Origin of the sequence: Streptomyces sp. NPDC058157, assembly GCF_042884105.1 — a bacterium.
Lineage (GTDB): Bacteria > Actinomycetota > Actinomycetes > Streptomycetales > Streptomycetaceae > Streptomyces.
Genome location: NZ_JBHVUQ010000132.1, coordinates 1 through 21,394, shown reverse-complemented (window position 1 = coordinate 21,394; position 21,394 = coordinate 1). Strand labels below are relative to the sequence as shown.

2 protein-coding genes are annotated in these 21,394 nt (G+C 75.9%); both read left to right on the top strand.

Annotation, left to right across the window (positions count from 1 at the left end):
- Positions 1 to 51 precede the first annotated feature (51 nt).
- Positions 52 to 12,267, top strand: a complete 12,216-nt coding sequence (locus ACFVXK_RS27020; RefSeq protein ID WP_389615989.1) for a type I polyketide synthase — start codon at positions 52 to 54, stop codon at positions 12,265 to 12,267.
- A gap of 73 nt (positions 12,268 to 12,340) precedes the next feature.
- A partial coding sequence (locus ACFVXK_RS27015; protein ID WP_389615985.1) for a type I polyketide synthase occupies positions 12,341 to 21,394 on the top strand: 9,054 nt, incomplete at its 3' end.

Sequence of the window (21,394 nt, the reverse complement as noted above, 5' to 3'; positions counted from 1 at the left end):
CGCGAGGCCGTCCGCTTCGCCGACGGTGTCGCCACCCTCCACTCGCAGGGTGTGACCCGCTTCGTGGAGCTCGGCCCCGACGGCGTGCTCTGCGCCATGGGTGTCGACTGCGTCGAGGACGTGGTCTTCGTCCCCGTCCTGCGCAAGGGACGCGGCGAGGCCGAAGCCGTGGTCGCCGCCCTGGGTCAGGCGTACGCCCACGGCGTGCCGGTCGACTGGGAGGCCTTCTTCGCCGGGACCGGCGCGCGTCGCGTCGACGTTCCGACGTACGCCTTCCAGCACCAGCACTTCTGGCCGCAGCCGGCCGCCCGCGGCAACGGCGACCCGGCCGGGCTCGGGCTCGGGACGGCGGAACACCCGCTGCTCGGCGCCTGCGTGTCGCTGGCCGGCGGTGACGAGGTGCTGCTGACCGGACGGCTGTCCGTGCAGTCCCACCCGTGGCTGGCGGAGCACGCGGTCGGCGGGACGGTGATCCTCCCGGGGACCGCCTTCGTCGAGCTGGCCGTGCGGGCCGGTGACCAGGTGGGCTGCGGCCGGCTGGTGGAGCTGACGATCGAGGCGCCGCTCGTGCTGCCGGAGACCGGCGGTGTCCAGGTACAGCTGGTCGTGGGGCCCGCGGACGACTCGGGCCTGCGCTCCGTGGAGTTCTTCTCCCGCCCGGAGGGGGCCGAGTTCGACGAGCCGTGGGTGTGGCACGCCTCCGGCGCCGTGGGCGCCGAGCAGGCCGCCCCGGCGACCGGCCTGTCGGCGTGGCCGCCGGCCGGCGCGGCCGAGGTCCCGCTGGAGGGGCTCTACGAGGGCCTCGCCGAGGCCGGGTTCGCGTACGGCCCGCTGTTCCAGGGCCTCAGGGCCGTCTGGCGTTCGGGCGACGAGGTCTTCGCCGAGGTCGCCCTCCCCGAGGACGCGGCCGGTGAGGCGGGCCGCTTCGGCCTGCACCCGGCGCTTCTCGACGCCGCCCTGCACGCGCTGGGCGTGGGCGGGCTGCTCGACGAGACCGCGGGCGGCCACCTGCCGTTCGCCTGGTCGGGAGTCTCCCTGCACGCCTCCGGCGCCGCACGGCTGCGCGTGCGCCTGACCCGTACCGGCCAGGCCGCCGTGTCACTGGAGGTCGCGGACGCCGGCGGCGGCGCCGTGCTGTCCGTGGACTCGCTTGCCCTGCGCCCCGTCGACGGTCAGGCCGCCACGTCCGGCGGCGCGGGCCGCGACTCGATCTTCCGGGTGGACTGGACCCCGGCCGCCCTCGCCACCGCCGAGAGCGGCGACGAGGACCCCGCCGTCGTCGACCTGGCCTCCCGCGACGAGGACGCCGACGTGCCGGCGGCCGCGCTCGCGCTGGCGACCCGGGCCCTGGAGCTGGTGCAGGGCCGGGCGGACGAAGAACGCGCCCTGGTCCTGGTCACCCGAGGCGCCGTCGCCGCCACCGACGGCGACGCGGTCACCGACGTGGCGGCGTCCGTCGTCTGGGGACTGGTGCGCTCCGCCCAGTCGGAGGGTGCGGGCCGCTTCGTCCTCGTCGACGTGGACGACCGCGACGCACTGACCCCGCAGCTGGCCGCCGCGCTCGCCGCCTCCGGCGAAGGACAGGTCGCGCTCCGCGACGGGCGCCTGTTCGTGCCCCGCCTGACCCGTGCCCGGCAGCGGGCCGGCGAGCCGGAAGCCGGCGGTTTCGGCACCGGCCCGATCCTGGTGACCGGCGGTACCGGCGGCCTGGGCGCGATCGTCGCCCGCCACCTGGTGACCGCGCACGGCGTACGCGAGCTGGTGCTGGCGAGCCGGCGCGGCCCGGACGCCCCCGGCGCCGCCGATCTGCGCGACGAACTGCGCGGCCTCGGCGCCGAGGTGACCGTCGCCGCCTGCGACGTCGCCGACCGGGACGCGCTTGCAGCGCTGCTGGCGGCCCACCCGGTCAAGGGTGTCGTCCACGCCGCAGGCGTGGTCGACGACGGCGTCGTCTCCTCCCTGACCCCGCAGCGGCTCGCCGCCGTCCTGGGCGCCAAGGCCGACGCGGCCTGGCACCTGCACGAGCTCACCGCCGGACTGGACCTCGACGCCTTCGTGCTGTTCTCCTCCGCCGCCGGCGTGCTCGGCAGCGCGGGACAGGCCAACTACGCGGCCGCGAACTCCTTCCTCGACGCCCTCGCCGCCCACCGGCACGCCCTCGGCCTGCCCGCGACCTCCCTGGCCTGGGGCCTGTGGGAGGAGACCGCAGGCATGGGCGCGGCCCTCGCCGCGGCCGACGTCGAACGCATGACCCGTGCGGGCCTCCCGCCCCTGACGGCCGACCAGGGCCTCGCCCTCTTCGACACCGCGCCGGAGCTCGGCAGCCCGGCCGTCGTCGCCATGCGGGTCGTGACCGACGGCCTGCGCTCCTGGGCGGCCGGCGGCGACCTGCCGGCCGTCCTGCGCGGACTCGTCCGCGCACCGCTGCGCCGCAGCGCCGGCAACGGCGGCGGCACGGCAGCGGGTTCCGCGCTCCGCGAGCGGCTGCTCGCCGTCCCCGCGCAGGAGCAGGAGCGGCAGGTCCTCGAACTGGTCCGCACGCACGTCGCCGCCGTCCTGGGGCACGCCTCACCCGACGCGATGCAGGCCGACCGGGCCTTCACCGAACTCGGCTTCGACTCGCTGACCGCCGTCGAACTGCGCAACCGGCTCACCAAGGCCACCGGCCTGCGGCTGCCGTCCACCCTCGTCTTCGACTACCCGACCTTCTCCGCCCTGGCCGCCTTCGTGCGCTCCACGGTCCTCGGCACCGAGACCGGCACCCCGCGCACCACCACGGCGCACGGCCGGAGCGACGACGAACCCATCGCGATCGTCGGCATGAGCTGCCGCTTCCCCGGCGGGGTCACGGGCCCCGCCGACCTGTGGCGGCTCGTCGCCGAGGGCGGCGACGGCATCACCGCCTTCCCGACCGACCGCGGCTGGGACCTCGACGCACTGACCGGCGGCGACACCGGGGCCGACGCGCCCTCGTACGTCCGCGAAGGCGGCTTCCTCCACGAGGCGGCCGCCTTCGACCCCGGCTTCTTCGGGATCTCGCCGCGCGAGGCCCTCGCCATGGACCCCCAGCAGCGGCTGCTGCTGGAGGCCTCCTGGGAGGCCGTCGAACACGCCGGCATCGACCCGACCGTGCTGCGCGGCAGCGCGACCGGCGTCTTCACCGGCCTCATGTACCACGACTACGTCACCCGGCTGCACAGCGCGTCCGCCGAGGTCGTCGGACACGCGGGCACGGGCAACCTCGGCAGCATCGCCTCCGGCCGCGTCTCCTACACCTTCGGCTTCGAAGGCCCCGCCGTCACCGTCGACACCGCCTGCTCCTCGTCCCTGGTCGCCCTGCACTGGGCCGTCCAGGCGCTGCGCAGCGGCGAGTGCTCGATGGCCCTCGCCGGCGGTGTGACCGTCATGGCGACGCCGACGACGTTCGTGGAGTTCAGCAAGCAGCGCGGCCTGGCGCCGGACGGGCGCTGCAAGGCGTTCTCCGCGGACGCCGACGGCACGGGCTGGTCCGAGGGCGTCGGCATGATCCTCGTGGAACGCCTGTCGGACGCCGAGCGCAACGGGCACCAGGTCCTGGCCGTGATCCGCGGTACGGCGGTCAACCAGGACGGGGCCTCGAACGGGCTGACCGCCCCCAACGGCCCGTCCCAGCAGCGCGTCATCCGCCAGGCCCTGGCCAACGCGAAGCTCGGCCCCGCCGAGGTGGATGCGGTGGAGGCGCACGGCACCGGTACGACGCTGGGTGACCCGATCGAGGCGCAGGCGCTCCTGGCCACGTATGGGCAGGAACGTTCCGGCGACGAGCCGCTCTACCTCGGCTCCCTGAAGTCCAACATCGGCCATGCCCAGGCCGCCGCCGGCGTCGGCGGCGTCATCAAGATGGTCGAGGCGATGCGGCACGGTGTCCTGCCGAGGACCCTGCACGTCGGCGAGCCTTCGCCGCACGTGGACTGGTCGGCGGGTGCGGTGGAGCTGCTGACGCAGGAGCGGGAGTGGCCGGAGACCGGCCGTCCGCGCCGGGCCGGCGTCTCCTCGTTCGGCATCAGCGGCACCAACGCCCACGTGATCCTGGAGCAGGCCCCGCAGGCCGCACCCCGTGCGGAGCGGCCGTCCTTGCCGCCCCGCACGACCCCCGTCCCGCTGCCCGTGTCGGCCAAGGGCGAGCGCGCCCTCCGGGGTCAGGCCGCCCGCCTGGCCGCCCTGTTCGGGGCCCACCCCGAGCTGGACCCGGCCGACGTCGGCCTGTCCCTGGCCACCACCCGCGCGGTGATGGAGCACCGTGCGGTGGTCCTCGGCGCCGACCCGGTGGCGGCCGCCACGGCGTTCGCCGACGGCGCCGACCTGCCCGAGGTCGTCCGCGGCTTCGCGGGCGCAGGATCTTCCCGCCCGGTGTTCGTGTTCCCGGGGCAGGGTTCGCAGTGGGTCGGCATGGCCGTCGGGCTGCTGGACTCGTCGCCGGTGTTCGCGGCGCGGATCGCGGAGTGCGAGGCCGCCCTGGCGCCCTATGTCGGCTGGTCGCTGATCGAGGTCCTGCGCTCGGATGACCCGCTGGAGCGGGTCGACGTGGTGCAGCCCGTTCTCTTCGCGGTGATGGTGGCGCTGGCCGAGGTCTGGAAGTCCTACGGGGTCGAGCCTGCGGCCGTGATCGGCCATTCCCAGGGTGAGATCGCCGCCGCCTGCGTGGCCGGGGCGCTGTCCCTGGAGGACGCGGCCAAGGTCGTGGCCCTGCGCAGCCAGGCGATCGACGCCATCGCCGGTCTCGGCGGCATGGTCTCCGTCAGCCTCCCGGCCGCCGACGCGGCGGAGCGGATCGCGGCGACCTTCGGCGACCGCCTGGCGGTTGCCGCGGTGAACGGCCCGTCTTCGACGGTGGTCTCGGGCGACGCGGACGCCTGCGAGGAACTCGTCGCCACCCTCGAAGCCGAGGGGATCCGGGCCCGCCGGGTCGCGGTGGAGTACGCCTCGCACTGTGCCCACGTGGAGAAGCTCGAAGCCGAACTGGCCGACCTCCTGTCCGGTCTGAACCCCCGCCAGTCTTCCGTCCCCATGTACTCGACCCTGACGGGCGAGCTGCTGGACGGGACCGAGCTGGACGGCGCGTACTGGTACCGGAACCTGCGCAACCCCGTCCTGTTCGAGCAGGGCGTGAACGCGGCTCTGGCCGACGGGTACCGGCTGTTCATCGAGTCGAGTCCGCACCCGGTCCTGGCCGTCGGGCTGTCGCAGACGTTCGAGGCGTTCGATGCGCCGGAAGGCGGCCTCGAACCCGTCGCGCTCGGCTCGCTGCGCCGTGACGAGGGCGGTCTGGGCCGGGTGTTCACCTCGCTCGCCGAGGCCTGGGTCAACGGTGCCACCGTCGACTGGGCCAAGGCCTTCGACGGCACCGGCGCCCGGCGCACGGACCTGCCGACCTATGCCTTCCAGCACCGGCACTTCTGGCCGCAGCCCAAGGCCGTCGCCCCGGCGGCCGCCGTCGTAGCAGATCCGGTGGACACGGCCTTCTGGGAAGCCGTCGAACGCGAGGACCTGGAGGCGCTGACCGCCACCCTCGACGTCTCCGGCGAGCAGCCCTGGAGCGACGTGCTCCCCGCCCTCTCGCACTGGCGCCGCGAACGCCGCGAACAGGCCGCCGTCGACACCTGGCGCTACAAGGTCGCCTGGAAGCGGCTCCCCGCCTCCCCCCGCACGCACACCCCCACCGGCACCTGGCTGGTGGCCGTGCCCGAGGGCGGGGACGCGGGCCCGGCCGGCGACGCCGTCGCCGCCCTCACGGCACGCGGCATGGACCTCGTGCCCGTCGCCGTGCCGGTGCCCGCACCCGACCGGGACCACGGCGCGGAGCGGGCGGCCCTGGCCGGCCGGCTCGCCGAGGCGACCGGGGAGACCGGCTTCCGCGGCGTCGTCTCGCTGCTGGCCCTGGGCGGCGCGGCACCGGTCGACGGCGCCTCCGCCGGCGCCGGCGCGGCCGCCACCCTGGTGCTGCTGCAGGCGCTGGGCGACGCGGAGATCGAGGCGCCGCTGTGGTGCGTCACCCGTGGCGCCGTGGACCCGTCGGAGGGCGGCGCCGGGAACGGCGAGCAGCCCGACCCGCTCCAGGCACAGGTCTGGGGCCTCGGCCGGGTGGCCGCACTGGAACACCCCGCCCGCTGGGGCGGTCTGGTCGACCTCCCCGCGACGGACGACGAGCGGACGTGGGACGACCTCGCCGCGGCCCTGGTCCGCACGGACGGCGAGGACCAGCTGGCGGTGCGCGGCACCGGCCTGCTGGGCCGGCGCCTGGTCCGCGCCGCGCTGGGCGAGCGCGCCGCCACCGCACCCCGCTGGCAGCCGCGCGGCACCGCCCTGATCACCGGCGGTACGGGGGCGCTCGGCGCCCACGTGGCCCGCTGGCTCGCCGCCAACGGCGCCGAACACCTCGTCCTGACCAGCCGGCGCGGCCCCGACGCACCCGGCGCCCAGGAACTGGCCGCGGAACTCACCGCCCTCGGCGCCCGCGTCACCGTCGAAGCCTGCGACGCGGCGGACGGGGCGGCCGTGGCGGCCCTGGCCGGACGCCTCGCCGAACGCGGCGACACCGTCCGCGGCGTCGTACACGCCGCCGGCGTGAGCGGCGGCGGCACACTCGACGACATCGACGTGCGCACCTACGCCGACGTCGTGGCCGGCAAGGCCGCCGGCGCCGACCACCTGGACCGGGCCTTCGGCGACGGCCTCGACGCCTTCGTGCTCTTCTCCTCGAACGCCGGGGTGTGGGGCGGCTCCACCCAGGGTGCCTACGCGGCGGCCAACGCCCACCTGGACGCCCTCGCCCGCAGCCGCCGCGCCCGCGGGCTCACCGCCACCTCGGTCGCCTGGGCCACCTGGGGCGGCGGGGGCATGTCGGACGGGGCCACCGGCGAACAGCTGGCCCGCCTCGGACTGCCGCCCATGCCGCCGGAGCGCGCCCTCACCGCCCTCCAGCAGGCCCTCGACCACGACGACACCTGCCTGACCGTCGCCGACATCGCCTGGGAGCGGTTCGCGCCCACCTTCACGGTGTCCCGGCCGAGCGCCCTGCTCGCCGACCTGCCCGAAGCGCGCAGCGCCCTCGCGCAGGGCGCGGACGCCGACGCGGCCGACGCGCCCGAGGGCGCGGCCGGGGAGCTGCGGCAGCGCCTGGACGCCAAGGGCGCCGCCGAACGCCATCGCGTCCTGCTGGAACTCGTACGCACCGTGGCCGCACAGGTCCTCGGCCACGACTCCCTGGACGCGGTCGCGCCCGCGAGCGCCTTCCGCGAGCTCGGCTTCGACTCGCTGACGGCGGTCGAACTGCGCAACCGGCTCGGTGCCGCGACCGGCCTGCGGCTGCCCACCACCATCGGCTTCGACCACCCCACGCCGACGGCGCTGGCCCGGCGGCTGCACGACGAGATGTTCGGCACGGCCGACGGGGACCGTGCGGCCCTGCCGGCGGCGGCCCCCGTCGCGGCCGACGACGACCCGATCGTCATCGTCGGCATGAGCTGCCGCTTCCCCGGTGGGGTCGGCTCGCCCGAACAGCTGTGGCAGCTGGTCGAGGGCGGGGTCGACGCCGTCTCCGCCTTCCCCGCCGACCGCGGCTGGGACCTTGAGCGGCTCACCGGCCGCGACGGCTCCTCCGGGGCCGCCGAGGGCGGTTTCCTCTACGACGCCCCCGCGTTCGACCCCACCCTGTTCGGGATCTCCCCGCGCGAGGCCCTCGCCATGGACCCCCAGCAGCGCCTGCTGCTGGAAACCTCCTGGGAGGTCTTCGAGCGGGCCGGGATCGACCCCGTCTCGCTGCGCTCCACCGCCACCGGCGTCTTCACCGGCACCAACGGCCAGGACTACGGCGCGCTGCTGATGGCCGACCCGGAGAGCCAGGGCGGCTACGCCCTGACCAGCAACGCGGCCAGCGTCGTCTCCGGCCGCATCTCCTACACCTTCGGCCTGGAGGGGCCGGCCGTCACCATCGACACGGGCTGCTCGTCGTCGCTGGTCGCCCTGCACCTGGCGGCGCAGGCGCTGCGCAACGGTGAATGCTCCCTGGCCCTGGCCGGCGGTGTGACCGTGATGTCCATCCCGGGCGCGTTCGTGGAGTTCACCAAGCAGGGCGGACTGGCCGCCAACGGCCGCTGCAAGCCCTTCGCGGCCGCGGCGGACGGCACCGGCTGGGGCGAGGGCGTCGGCATGCTGCTCGTCGAACGCCTCTCGGACGCCCGCAGGAACGGCCACCCGGTCCTCGCGGTGGTCCGCGGCTCCGCCGTCAACCAGGACGGCGCCTCCAACGGCCTGACCGCCCCCAACGGCCCGTCCCAGCAGCGCGTCATCCGCCAGGCCCTCGCCTCGGCCCGGCTGACCACCGCCGACGTCGACGCGGTCGAGGCGCACGGCACCGGCACCACGCTGGGCGACCCCATCGAGGCGCAGGCGCTGATCGCCACGTACGGCGAGGAGCGCCCGGCGGACCGGCCGCTCTACCTCGGCTCGATCAAGTCCAACCTGGGGCACACCCAGGCGGCCGCGGGCGTCGCGGGCGTCATCAAGATGGTGATGTCGCTCCACCACGGCGTGCTGCCGCAGACCCTGCACGTGGACGAGCCGACCCCGCACGTGGACTGGTCGGCCGGCACGGTCCGGCTGCTGACCGAGGCGCGGGACTGGCCGGAGGCCGGGCGTCCGCGCCGCGCGGGCGTCTCCTCCTTCGGCGTGAGCGGCACCAACGCGCACGTCATCCTGGAGCAGGCCCCCGAACGGCCCGCCCCCGCGCCGCAGCCGCAGGCCCCCGCCACCGAGCTCCCGGCCGTGCCGTGGCCGCTGTCCGGCAAGACCGGGGCCGCCCTGCGCGCCCAGGCCGCCCGGCTCGCCGCCGAGGCGGACGCCGGGGCCCGGGCGGTCGACGTGGGCCTGTCCCTGGCGACCACGCGCGCCGCACTGGAACACCGCGCCGTCGTCCTCGGACCGCACTTCACGGACTCCCTGACCGCCCTGGCCGAGGGCCGCGAGGCGCCCGGCACGGTCCGCGGCCACGTCCCCGCCACCGCGGTGGACACCGGCCCGGTGTTCGTCTTCCCGGGGCAGGGTTCGCAATGGGTCGGCATGGCCGTCGGCCTCCTCGACTCCTCGCCGGTGTTCGCGGCGCGGATCGCGGAGTGCGAGGCGGCCCTGGCGCCCCATGTCGACTGGTCCCTGACCGAGGTCCTGCGCTCCGACTCCGCCCTCGAAGGGGTCGACGTCGTCCAGCCGTTGCTGTTCGCGGTGATGGTGGCGCTGGCCGAGGTCTGGAAGTCCTACGGCGTCGAGCCCGCGGCCGTGATCGGCCACTCCCAGGGCGAGATCGCCGCGGCCTGTGTCGCGGGGGCGCTCTCGCTGGAGGACGCCGCGAAGGTGGTGGCCCTGCGGAGCCAGGCGATCGACGCCATCGCCGGTCTCGGCGGCATGGTCTCCGTCGGCCTCCCGGCCGCTGACGCGGCCGAACGGATCGCCGCCTCCTTCGGAGACCGCCTGGCCGTCGCCGCCGTCAACGGCCCCGTCTCCACGGTGGTCTCCGGTGACGCGGACGCCTGCGAGGAACTCGTCGCCGTCCTCGAAGCGGAGGGTGTCCGGGCCCGTCGTGTGGCGGTGGAGTACGCCTCGCACTGTGCCCACGTGGAGAAGCTCGAAGCCGAACTGGCCGACCTGCTGTCCGGTCTGAACCCGCGCCAGGCATCGGTCCCCATGTATTCGACCCTGACGGGTGAGCTGCTGGACGGGACCGAGCTGGACGGCGGCTACTGGTACCGGAACCTGCGCAACACCGTCCTGTTCGAGCAGGCCGTGAAGGCGGCCCTGGCCGACGGGCACCGGCTGTTCATCGAATCCAGCCCGCACCCCGTGCTCGCCGTCGGCCTCGCGGAGATGGACGCCCTCGCGCTCGGCTCGCTGCGGCGTGACGAAGGCGACCTGCGCCGCCTGTTCACCTCCCTCGCCGAGGCCTGGGTCAACGGTGCCACCGTCGACTGGACGGCCGTCTTCGACGGCACCGGCGCCCGGCGCACCGACCTGCCCACCTACGCCTTCCAGCACCAGCGCTTCTGGCCGCAGCCCAAGACAGCGGAGGAAACCGGGCAGGCCGCCGCCGACCCGGCGGACGCCGCCTTCTGGGAGGCCGTCGAGAGCGAGGACCTGGACGCGCTGACCGCCACCCTCGACGTCGAGGACGGCACGTCGCTCAAGGCCGTGCTGCCCGCGCTGTCCCACTGGCGGCGCGAACGCCGCGAGCAGTCCGCGGTGGACGGCTGGCGCTACAAGGTCGCCTGGAAGCCTCTCACCGAGGCCACGGGCGCCCGCCTCGACGGGACCTGGATCGTCGCGGTCCCGGCCGCCGGCACCGCCGCCGAGCTCGTCGCCGGGTGCCTGCGCACCCTGGAGGCCCGCGGCGCCCACCCGGTCGTCGTGCCCGTCGCCGTCGCCGACGGCACCCGGGCCGAGCTCGCCGCCCGGCTCACGCAGCTGCTGGCCGCGCCGGAACCCGTACACGGCGTCCTGTCCCTGCTCGCCCTCGACGACACGCCGCACGCCGCCGAACCGGCGCTGCCCGACGGCGTCTTCACCGGGCTGCTGCTCATCCAGGCGATGGCGGACGCCGCCGCCCGGGTCCCGCTGTGGTCCGTGACCCGGGGCGCGGTCGCCGTACGCGCCGACGAACCTCCGGCGCGGCCCGCCCAGGCGCAGACCTGGGGCATGGCCAGGGTCGCCTCGCTCGAGCACGCGGCCTTCTGGGGCGGCCTGGTCGACCTGCCGGAGGACGTCGACGAGCGGGCGCTGACCCGGCTCGTCGAGGCCCTGGCCCGGCCCGACGACGAGGACCAGCTCGCGGTGCGCTCCGGCGGGGTCTTCGGCCGCAGGCTCGCCCCCGCCGGGTCCGCCCGCGACGCGGCCGTCCGCCAGTGGCGGCCCACCGGGACCGTCGTGGTCACCGGTGGCACCGGCGCGCTGGGCGGCCACGTCGCCGACTGGCTCGCCGAACGCGGAGCCGAGCACATCGTGCTCACCAGCCGCCGCGGCGAGCTGGCACCCGGCGCCGACGAGCTGCGCGCCCGGCTCACCGCCGCCGGGGCACGAGTGACGATCGCCGCCTGCGACGTCGCCGACCGGGACTCCGTGGCCCGGCTGGTCCGTTCCCTCGCGGACGCCGGCGACCCCGTCCGGGCCGTCATGCACACCGCGGGCGTCGGACACCTCCTCCCGCTCGTCGCCACCGACGTCGCCGAGTTCGCACGCATCGCCTCCGGCAAGGTCGCCGGCGCCCGTCACTTCGACGAGCTCCTCGACCCGGCGACGCTCGACGCGGTCGTCTACTTCTCGTCCATCGCCGGTGTGTGGGGCGTCGGCGACCACGGCGCGTACGCCGCCGCCAACGCCCACCTCGACGCGCTCGCCGAGCGGCGCCGGGCCGAGGGCGCCCCCGTCCTCTCCGTGGCCTGGGGCCCCTGGGCGGCCGGCGGCATGGTCAGCGAGGAGGCCCACGAGCAGCTGCGGCGGCGCGGCGTACCCCTGATCACCCCGGAGCCCGCCATGGTGGCCCTCCAGCGGGCCCTCGACCTCGACGACACCTTCGTCGCCGTCGCCGACGTGGACTGGGACCGTTTCGTCCCGGCCTTCTGCGTGGCCCGCAACCGCCCCCTCATCGGCGACCTGCCGCAGGTCCAGCGGGTCCTGGAGGCCGCCGACGCCGACGCCGACCAGGCGCAGAACGACTCCGCGGCCGGGTTCCGCCGTCATATCGCGGCACTAGCGGAGGACGAACGCCCGGCGGCCATCCTGGATCTCGTACGGACACAGGCGGCGGCGGTACTCGGACATCCGAATGCCGACGCCGTGGAACCCACGCGGGCGTTCCGGGACTTCGGCTTCGACTCGTTGACCGCCGTGGAACTGCGCAACCGCCTGACGGCGGCCACCGGACTGCGGTTGCCGACCACGCTGGTATTCGATCACCCCAGCCCGGCAGGGCTGGCCGACTACCTGCGCGGGGAACTCGTCGGCGGCGACGCCGACGCCGGCCTGATGTCCGTCGACGAGATCGACCGGCTGGAAGCAGCGCTGGCGCTGAGGGAGAGCGATGACATCGGCAGGGTCCGGATCGTCATGCGGCTCGAATCACTGCTCGCGAAGCTGGCTAAGGGCACGGAGTCGCTGAGCAACGCCTCCTCGGTCGTCGAGCAGCTCGGAGCGGCGACGAACGACGAGCTCTTCGACCTCATCGACCGGGACCTGGGAGCTTTCTGAGCTTCCGGCACCCCCGACCCCCTGAGCCGGCCAGTCCTGGACCTACTGACCAACTCAAGGGGAGCGACGTTCGATGGCGGACGAGGAAAAGCTTCGGGAATACCTCACCAGGGTGGTAGCCGAACTGCACCAGACGCGTCAGCGGCTGCGTGACGTGGAGTCCGAGGAGCAGGAGCCCATCGCCATCATCGGGATGGGCTGCCGCTTCCCTGGGGGCGTCAGCTCCCCGGAGGACCTGTGGCAGCTCCTGTCCGCCGAGGGCGACGCCGTCTCCGGGTTCCCGGCCGACCGCGGCTGGGACCTGGAGCGGCTGTACGACCCGGACCCGGACCACCCGGGTACGACGTACGCGCGCGAAGGCGGCTTCCTCGACGGCGTCGCCGACTTCGACCCCGCCTTCTTCGGGATCTCCCCCCGCGAGGCCCTCGCCATGGACCCCCAGCAGCGCCTGCTGCTGGAGACCTCCTGGGAGGCGTTCGAACGGGCCGGCCTGGGCCCCGCCGCGCTGCGCGGCAGCCGCACCGGCGTCTTCGTCGGCGCGGCGGCGCAGGGCTACGGCATCGGCCTCGGCCGCTCCGGCGACGGCTCCGAGGGGCACGCCCTCACCGGCAGCGTCACCTCGGTGCTCTCCGGCCGCCTCTCCTACACCCTCGGCCTCGAAGGGCCGGCCGTCACCCTCGACACGGCCTGCTCCTCGTCCCTCGTCGCCCTGCACACCGCCTGCCAGGCGCTGCGCAACGACGACTGCTCGCTGGCGCTCGCCGGCGGCGTCACCGTCATGTCCAACCCCGGCGGATTCCTGGAGTTCAGCCGCCAGCGCGCCCTCGCCCGCGACGGGCGCTGCAAGGCGTTCGCCGAGGCCGCCGACGGCATGGGCATGGCCGAGGGCGTCGGCCTGCTGGTCGTCGAGAAGCTCTCCGACGCCCGCCGCAACGGCCACCCCGTCCTCGCCGTGATCCGCGGCTCCGCCGTCAACCAGGACGGCGCCTCCAACGGCCTCACCGCCCCCAGCGGCCCCTCCCAGCAGCGGGTCATCCGCCAGGCCCTCGCCGACGCCCGCCTGTCCTCCGACCAGATCGACGCGGTCGAGGCCCACGGCACCGGCACCGCGCTCGGCGACCCCATCGAGGCGCAGGCCCTCCTCGCCACCTACGGCCAGGGCCGCGACGCCGACGACCCGCTGTGGCTCGGCTCCGTCAAGTCGAACATCGGCCACACCCAAGCCGCCGCCGGCGTCGCCGGCGTCATCAAGATGGTCGAGGCGATGCGCCGCGGCGTGCTGCCCAAGACGCTGCACGTCGACGAGCCGTCCTCGCACGTCGACTGGACCGCCGGCCGCGTCGAACTGCTCACCGAGCGGCGGACCTGGCCCGTCCGCGAGGACCGCCCCCGCCGGGCCGGCGTCTCCTCGTTCGGCATCAGCGGCACCAACGCCCACGTCATCGTCGAAGAGGCCCGCGCCGAAAGCCGGCCGGACCCCGAACCCGCCGCCCGCGGCGCCGTCGTGCCATGGGTGCTGTCCAGCCGCTCCGAAGCGGGCGTCCGGGCCCAGGCCGAACGCCTCGCCGGGTTCCTGCGCGTCCACCTCGGACTGGACCCCGCCGACGTCGGCGTCTCCCTGGCCACCACCCGGCACGCCTTCGAACACCGGGCCGTACTCGTCGGCCGTGACCCGGCCGCCCTGCTGGAGGCCGTCGAGGCACTCGCCCAGGGCGGCGGCACCCTCGGACAGCCGGTCGCCGGCCGCACCGCCTTCCTCTTCACCGGCCAGGGCGCCCAGCGCGCCGGCGCGGGCCGGGAGCTGTACGGCGCCTTCCCCGTCTTCGCCGAGGCCCTCGACCAGGTCTGCGCGGCCGTGGACCCGCGGCTGGGGTGCTCCCTGCGGGAGGTCATGTTCGCGGAGGACCCCACCGCGCTCGACCGCACCGAGTTCACCCAGCCCGCCCTGTTCGCCCTCGAAGTGGCCCTGTACCGGCTCGTCGAGAGCTGGGGCGTCAAGCCCGACCACCTCCTCGGGCATTCGGTCGGCGAGATCGCCGCCGCGCATGTGGCGGGGGTGTTCTCGTTGGAGGACGCGGCCCGTCTGGTCGTGGCGCGCGGCCGGCTGATGCAGGCGCTGCCCGCGGGCGGCGCCATGGTCTCCGTACGCGCCCCGGAGGCGGAGGTCGCCGAGCTGGTCGCCGGGTACGGGGACGTCAGCGTCGCCGCCGTCAACGGGCCTTCCTCGGTCGTCGTCTCGGGTGCGGCCGACGCCGTCGCCGAGATCGCGGGCCTGCTCGCCGACCGGGGGGTGAAGACGAAGCGGCTGACCGTCAGCCACGCCTTCCACTCCCCGCTCATGGAGCCGATGCTCGACGCCTTCCGCGAGGTCGCCGAGACCGTCGCGTACGCGGCGCCCGCCATCCCCCTCGTCTCGAACCTCACGGGCGAGCCGGCCTCCGCCGAGGACCTGTGCTCCGCCGACTACTGGGTGCGCCACGTCCGCGAAGCCGTCCGCTTCGCCGACGGCGTCGCCGCCCTCCACGGCCAGGGCGTCACCCGCTTCGTCGAACTCGGCCCGGACGGCGTCCTGTCCGCCATGGCAGCCGACACCGCCCCCGACGCCGTGTACGCACCCGTGCTGCGCAAGGGCCGCGAGGAGGCCGAGTCGGCCGTCGCCGCCCTCGGCCGCGCCCACGTCCACGGCGTCACCGTCGACTGGTCCGCCTTCTTCGCCGCCACCGGCGCCCGCCGCACCGAACTGCCCACCTACGCCTTCCAGCACGAGCGCTACTGGCCCACCGCCCCCGCGCCCGCCGCGTCCCCGGCCGCAGCGTCGGCCGGGGACCCGGCCGACGCCGAGTTCTGGGCCGCGGTCGAGGAACAGGACCTCGAGGCGCTGTCGCAGGCCGTCGCCGCGGAGGAGTCCGCGCGCCCCCTCCTCGACGCCGTGCTCCCCGTGCTCTCCTCGTGGCGCAAGCGGCAGCGCGAGCGCTCCGTCGTCGACGGCTGGCGCTACGCCGTCGCCTGGAAGCCGCTCGTCGAGAAGAGCACCGCCACACCCTCCGGCCAGTGGCTCGTCGTCGTCCCCGCCGGGCACGCCGACGACCCGGCCGTCACCGGATCCGTCACCACCCTCGAGGAATCCGGCGCCACCGTGACGCGCCTGGAGGTCCCCGCCGCCGGCACCGGCCGCGCCGGCCTCGCCGCCGCCCTCGCCGAAGCCGCCCCCGACGGGGACCGGTTCGCCGGAGTGCTCTCGCTCCTCGCCCTGGACGAGACCCTCCTGCCCGAGGGCGCCGGCGTGGTGCGCGCGGGCCTCGCCGCCACCCTCGCCCTCGTCCAGGCCCTCGGCGACGCCGAGGTGACCGCCCGGCTGTGGTGCGCCACCCGCGGCGCCGCCGCCACCGGCCGCTCCGACACGCTCACCAGCCCCGTACAGGCCCAGGTCTGGGGCCTGGGCAAGGTCGCCGCCCTCGAACACCCCGACCGCTGGGGCGGCCTCGTCGACCTGCCCGCCGCCCTCGACCCGCGGGCCCGCGCCCGCCTGGCCGCGGTGCTCGCCGCCGCCGACGGGGAGGACCAGGCGGCCGTCCGCGCCGCCGGCACCTACGTACCCCGCCTCGTGCGCCCCGCCGCCGCGGCCGCGCCCACCGAGGGCTGGACCCCGCGCGGCACCGTCCTGGTCACCGGCGGTACCGGCGCGCTCGGCGCCCGCATCGCCCGCCGCCTCGCCGACCGGGGCGCCGAACACCTCGTCCTGACCAGCCGGCGCGGACCCGACGCCCCCGAAGCCCGCGCCCTGCGCGAGGACCTCGAGGCCCGCGGCGCCACCGTCACCATCACCGCCTGCGACGTCGCCGACCTCACCGCCCTGCGCGCACTCGTCGCCGGCCTCGCCGACCGGGGCACCCCCGTGCGTTCCGTCGTGCACACCGCCGGCGTCGGCCAGCTGTTCCCGCTCACCGACACCGAGCCCCGCCACCTCGCCGAGATCCTGCACGCCAAGGTCCTCGGCGCCGCCAACCTCGACACCGTCTTCGCCGGCCCCGACGACCTGGACGCCTTCGTCCTCTACTCCTCCATCAGCAGCATCTGGGGCAGCGGGGACCAGGGCGCGTACGCCGCGGCCAACGCCCACCTCGACGCCCTGGCCCGCAACCGCCGCGACCGCGGCCTGCCCGCCACCTCCGTGGCCTGGGGCGCCTGGGGCGGCGGCGGCATGGCCGACGGCCACGCGGGGGAGCACCTGCGCCGCCGCGGCCTGCCCGCCATGGACCCGGAGCACGCCGTCACCGCCCTGGAGCGGGCCGTCGTCGGCGACGAGACCCTCACGGCCGTCGCCGACGTGGACTGGGAGCGGTTCGTCCCCGCCTTCACCTCCGCCCGCCCGCGCCCCTTCATCGGCGACCTCGCCGAGGTGCGCCTGGCGCTCGCCGAGCAGAGCGCCGTCCCCGACGGCGCCGAGCACACGGCCCTCCTCAAGGGCCGCCTCACCGGCCTGTCCGCAGGCGAACGCGACCGCGTCCTGCTGGAACTGGTCCGCACCCAGGCGGCCGAGGTCCTCGGCCACGCCTCCGCCGAGGCCATGCCCGCCGGCCGGGCCTTCCGCGAACTGGGCTTCGACTCGCTGACCGCCGTCGAACTGCGCAACCGGCTCGGCGCCGCCACCGGCCTGCGCCTGCCCACCACCATGGTCTTCGACTACCCCACCCCCCGGGTCCTCGCCGACTACCTGCGCGGCGAACTCTTCGGCACCGGCGAGGACGTCGTCGCCGCGGCCGGCCTGGCCACCGCCGCCGACGACGACCCGATCGCGATCGTCGGCATGGGCTGCCGCTACCCCGGCGGCGTCGGCAGCCCCGAACAGCTGTGGGACCTCGTCGCCTCCGGCACCGACGCCGTCGCCGAGTTCCCCGACGACCGGGGCTGGGACCTGGAACGGCTCTACCACCCCGACCCCGACCACCCCGGCACCTCCTACGCCAAGGAGGGCGGCTTCCTCACCGGCGCCGGCGCGTTCGACGCCGCGTTCTTCGGGATCTCGCCGCGCGAGGCCCTCGCCATGGACCCGCAGCAGCGCCTCCTCCTGGAGACCGTCTGGGAGGCCGTCGAACGTGCCGGCATCGACCCCCAGACCCTGCGCGGCAGCGCCACCGGCGTCTTCGCCGGCACCAACGGCCAGGACTACCCGTCCCTGCTGATGGCGGCCCCGGAAGCCGCCGAGGGCTACCTCGGCACCGGCAACGCGGCCAGCGTCGTCTCCGGCCGGGTCTCCTACGCGCTCGGCCTGGAGGGCCCGGCGATCACCGTCGACACCGCCTGCTCCTCCTCCCTCGTCGCCCTCCACCTCGCCGCGCAGGCCCTGCGCGGCGGCGAATGCTCGCTCGCCGTCGTCGGCGGCGCCATGGTGATGGCCACCCCGTCCACCTTCGTCGACTTCTCCCGCCAGCGCGGCCTCGCCCTCGACGGCCGCTGCAAGTCCTTCGCGGGCGCCGCCGACGGCACCGGCTGGGCCGAGGGCGTCGGCGTGCTCCTCGTCGAACGCCTCTCCGACGCCCGCCGCAACGGCCACCAGGTCCTCGCCGTCGTCCGGGGCTCCGCCATCAACCAGGACGGCGCCTCCAACGGCCTCACCGCCCCCAACGGCCCCGCCCAGCAGCGCGTCATCCGCCAGGCCCTCGCCGCCGCCGGCCTCACCTCCGCGGAGGTCGACCTCGTCGAGGCGCACGGCACCGGCACCACCCTCGGCGACCCCATCGAGGCCCAGGCCCTCCTCGCCACCTACGGCCAGGAGCGCGACGCCGACGACCCCCTGTGGCTCGGCTCGCTGAAGTCGAACATCGGCCACGCCCAGGCCGCCGCAGGCGTCGGCGGCATCATCAAGACGGTCCTGGCCATGCGCCACGGGCTGATGCCGCGCACCCTCCACGTCGACGAGCCGACCCCGCACGTCGACTGGGCCTCCGGCGCCGTCCGCCTGCTCACCGAGGAACGGCAGTGGCCGGCCCGCGAGGACCGGCCGCGCCGCGCCGCCGTCTCCTCCTTCGGCGTCAGCGGCACCAACGCCCACGTCATCGTCGAGGAAGCCCCGCCCGCCGACCCCGCCGACCCCGCCCCCCAGGAGACCGCGCCCCCCGCCGGCCCGCTGCCCGTGCTGGTCTCCGGCCGCGGCGCACCCGCGCTGCGCGCCCAGGCCGCCGCCCTGCACGAGCTGCCCGACGGCCCGGACCTCCTCGACCTGGCCCACGCGCTGGCCACCACCCGCACCGCCTTCGACCACCGGGCCGTCGTCCTCGCCGACGACCGGGCCGCCCTCGCCGAGGGCCTGGCCGCGCTCGCCGAGGGCCGCGAACTGCCGCACGTCCTCACCGCGACCGCCGACGCCGAGGGCCGCACCGCGTTTCTCTTCACCGGCCAGGGCGGCCAGCGCGCCGCCATGGGCCGGGAGCTGTACGGCGCCTTCCCCGTCTTCGCCGAGGCCCTCGACCAGGTCTGCGCCCACACGGACCCGGAACTGGACCGCCCGCTGCTGGAGGTCATGTTCGCCGAGGATTCCGCGGACCTGGACCGCACCGAGTACACGCAGCCGGCCCTGTTCGCGCTCGAAGTGGCCCTGTACCGGCTCGTGGAGAGCTGGGGCGTCAAGCCCGACCACCTCCTCGGGCACTCCGTCGGCGAGATCGCCGCCGCGCATGTGGCGGGGGTGTTCTCGTTGGAGGACGCGGCCCGTCTGGTCGTGGCGCGCGGCCGGCTGATGCAGGCGCTGCCCGCGGGCGGCGCCATGGTCTCCGTACGCGCCCCGGAGGCGGAGGTCGCCGAGCTGGTCGCCGGGTACGGGGACGTCAGCATTGCCGCCGTCAACGGGCCTTCCTCGGTCGTCGTCTCGGGTGCGGCCGACGCCGTCGCCGAGATCGCGGGCCTGCTCGCCGACCAGGGGGTGAAGACCAAGCGGCTGACCGTCAGCCACGCCTTCCACTCCCCGCTGATGGACCCGATGCTGGACGAGTTCCGCACGGTCCTGGACTCCGTCACCTTCACCGCGCCGGCCCTCGACATCGTCTCGAACCTCACGGGTGAGGTGGCTTCGGCGGAAGACCTCTGCTCGCCGGAGTACTGGGTGCGCCACGTCCGCGAGGCCGTCCGCTTCGCCGACGGCGTCACCACCCTGCACGCCCAGGGCGTCACCCGGTTCGTCGAACTCGGCCCGGACGCCGTCCTCGCCGCCATGGGCGCCGAATGCGCCGACGCCGTCTTCGTCCCCGTCCAGCGCACGGGCCGCGACGCCCGCGAGGCGCTCCTGCGCGCCCTGGCCACCGCCCACGTCCACGGCGCCGGCGTCGACTGGACGGCCTTCTTCGCCGGGACCGGCGCGCGCCGCGTCGACCTGCCCACGTACGCCTTCCAGCACGAGCGCTACTGGCCCGGCAACCGCGGCGGCTGGACGGGCGACGCGAAGGGCCTCGGACTCGCACCGGCCGGCCACCCCCTCCTCGGCGCCGCCGTCGCACTCGCCGACGGCGAGGGAGCCCTGCTCACCGGCCGCCTCTCCACCCGCACCCACCCCTGGCTCGCCGACCACGCGGTCGGCGGCACGGTCATCGTGCCCGGCACCGCCTGGGTGGAGATCGCCGTCCGCGCCGGCGACCAGCTCGGCTGCGGCCACCTCGAAGAACTCGCCCTGGAGACCCCGCTCACCCTGCCCCCGGGCAGCGCGGTCCACCTCCAGGTCGTCCTCGGCCCCGAGGAGGACGGCGGACGCCGCACCCTCACCGCGTACGCACGCCCCGACACCTCCGCGTTCGAGGAGCCCTGGACCCGGCACGTCACCGGCGTGGTGGCCCCGGCCGCCCCCGCCGCCTCCTTCGACCTCCAGGCCTGGCCGCCGGCCGGCGCCGAAGAGGTGCCCGTCGACGGCCTCTACGAACAGCTCGCCGAAGCCGGCTTCGCCTACGGGCCCGCCTTCCGCGGCCTGCGCCGAGCCTGGCGCAGCGCCGACGCCGTCCACGCCGAGGTGGAGCTGCCCGAGGAGGCGGCCGCCGACGCCGGCCGCTTCGGCCTGCACCCGGCACTGCTCGACGCGGCGCTCCACGCCGTCGGACTCGGCGGTCTCGTCGAGGATTCCGGCCGCGGCCTGCTCCCCTTCCTCTGGTCGGGCGCCTCCCTGTACGCCACCGGCGCCACCACGCTGCGCGTCGTCCTGAAGGCGGCCGGCTCCGACGCCGTGTCCCTGCTGCTCGCCGACGGCTCGGGGCGGCCCGTGGCCGCCGTCGACTCCCTCGTCCTGAGGCCGGTCGACGTCGCCCGGCTGCGCCCGGCCGCCACCGGTGACGACGCCCTGCACCAGCTCGAATGGGCCCCACTGCCCGTCACCGCCGACGCCGCCCGGGCCACCGGCGAGGCCCCCGTCGTCCACGCCGACCCGGCCGCGCTGCTCGCGCTGCTGCGCGCGGACGCCACGGCCCCGCTGCCCGCCACCGTGTTCGCCGCCGTCCACGGCGACACCGCCGAAGGCGTCCCCGGTGCGGTCCACGAGACGGCACGCACGGCACTGGAACTGGTCCGCGAATGGCTCGCCGACCCGCGCTGCGAGGACTCCCGGCTCGTCCTGCTGACCCGAGGCGCCGTCGCGACCCGCGCCGCCGAAGACGTACGCGACCTGCCGGCCGCCGCCGTCTGGGGCCTCCTGCGCACCGCCCAGTCCGAGAACCCCGGCCGGTTCGGCCTGGTCGACCTGGACGGCACGCAAGCCGCGGACACCACCGGCGGGATCCCGGCCGTCCCGGCCGCCGTGACCGCCGCGCTCGCCGCCGGCGAACCGCAGGTCGCCGTCCGCTCCGGGGCCCCGCTCGCCCCGCGGCTGGTGCGCCTCGGCGCCGCCGGCCACCTGCTCCACCCGCCCGCCGACACCCCCGCCTGGACCCTCGACGTCGACGGCGCCGGGACCCTGGAGAACCTCGCCCTCGTCCCCTCCCCGGAGGCGCTGCGGGTGCTGGGTGCGGGCGAGGTGCGGATCTCCGTCCGCGCCGCGGGCGTCAACTTCCGTGACGTGCTGATCGCGTTGGGGGTGTATCCGGGTGCGGCTTCGATGGGTATCGAGGGTGCGGGTGTGGTCCTGGAGGTGGGTCCGGGTGTGTCGGGCCTGGCT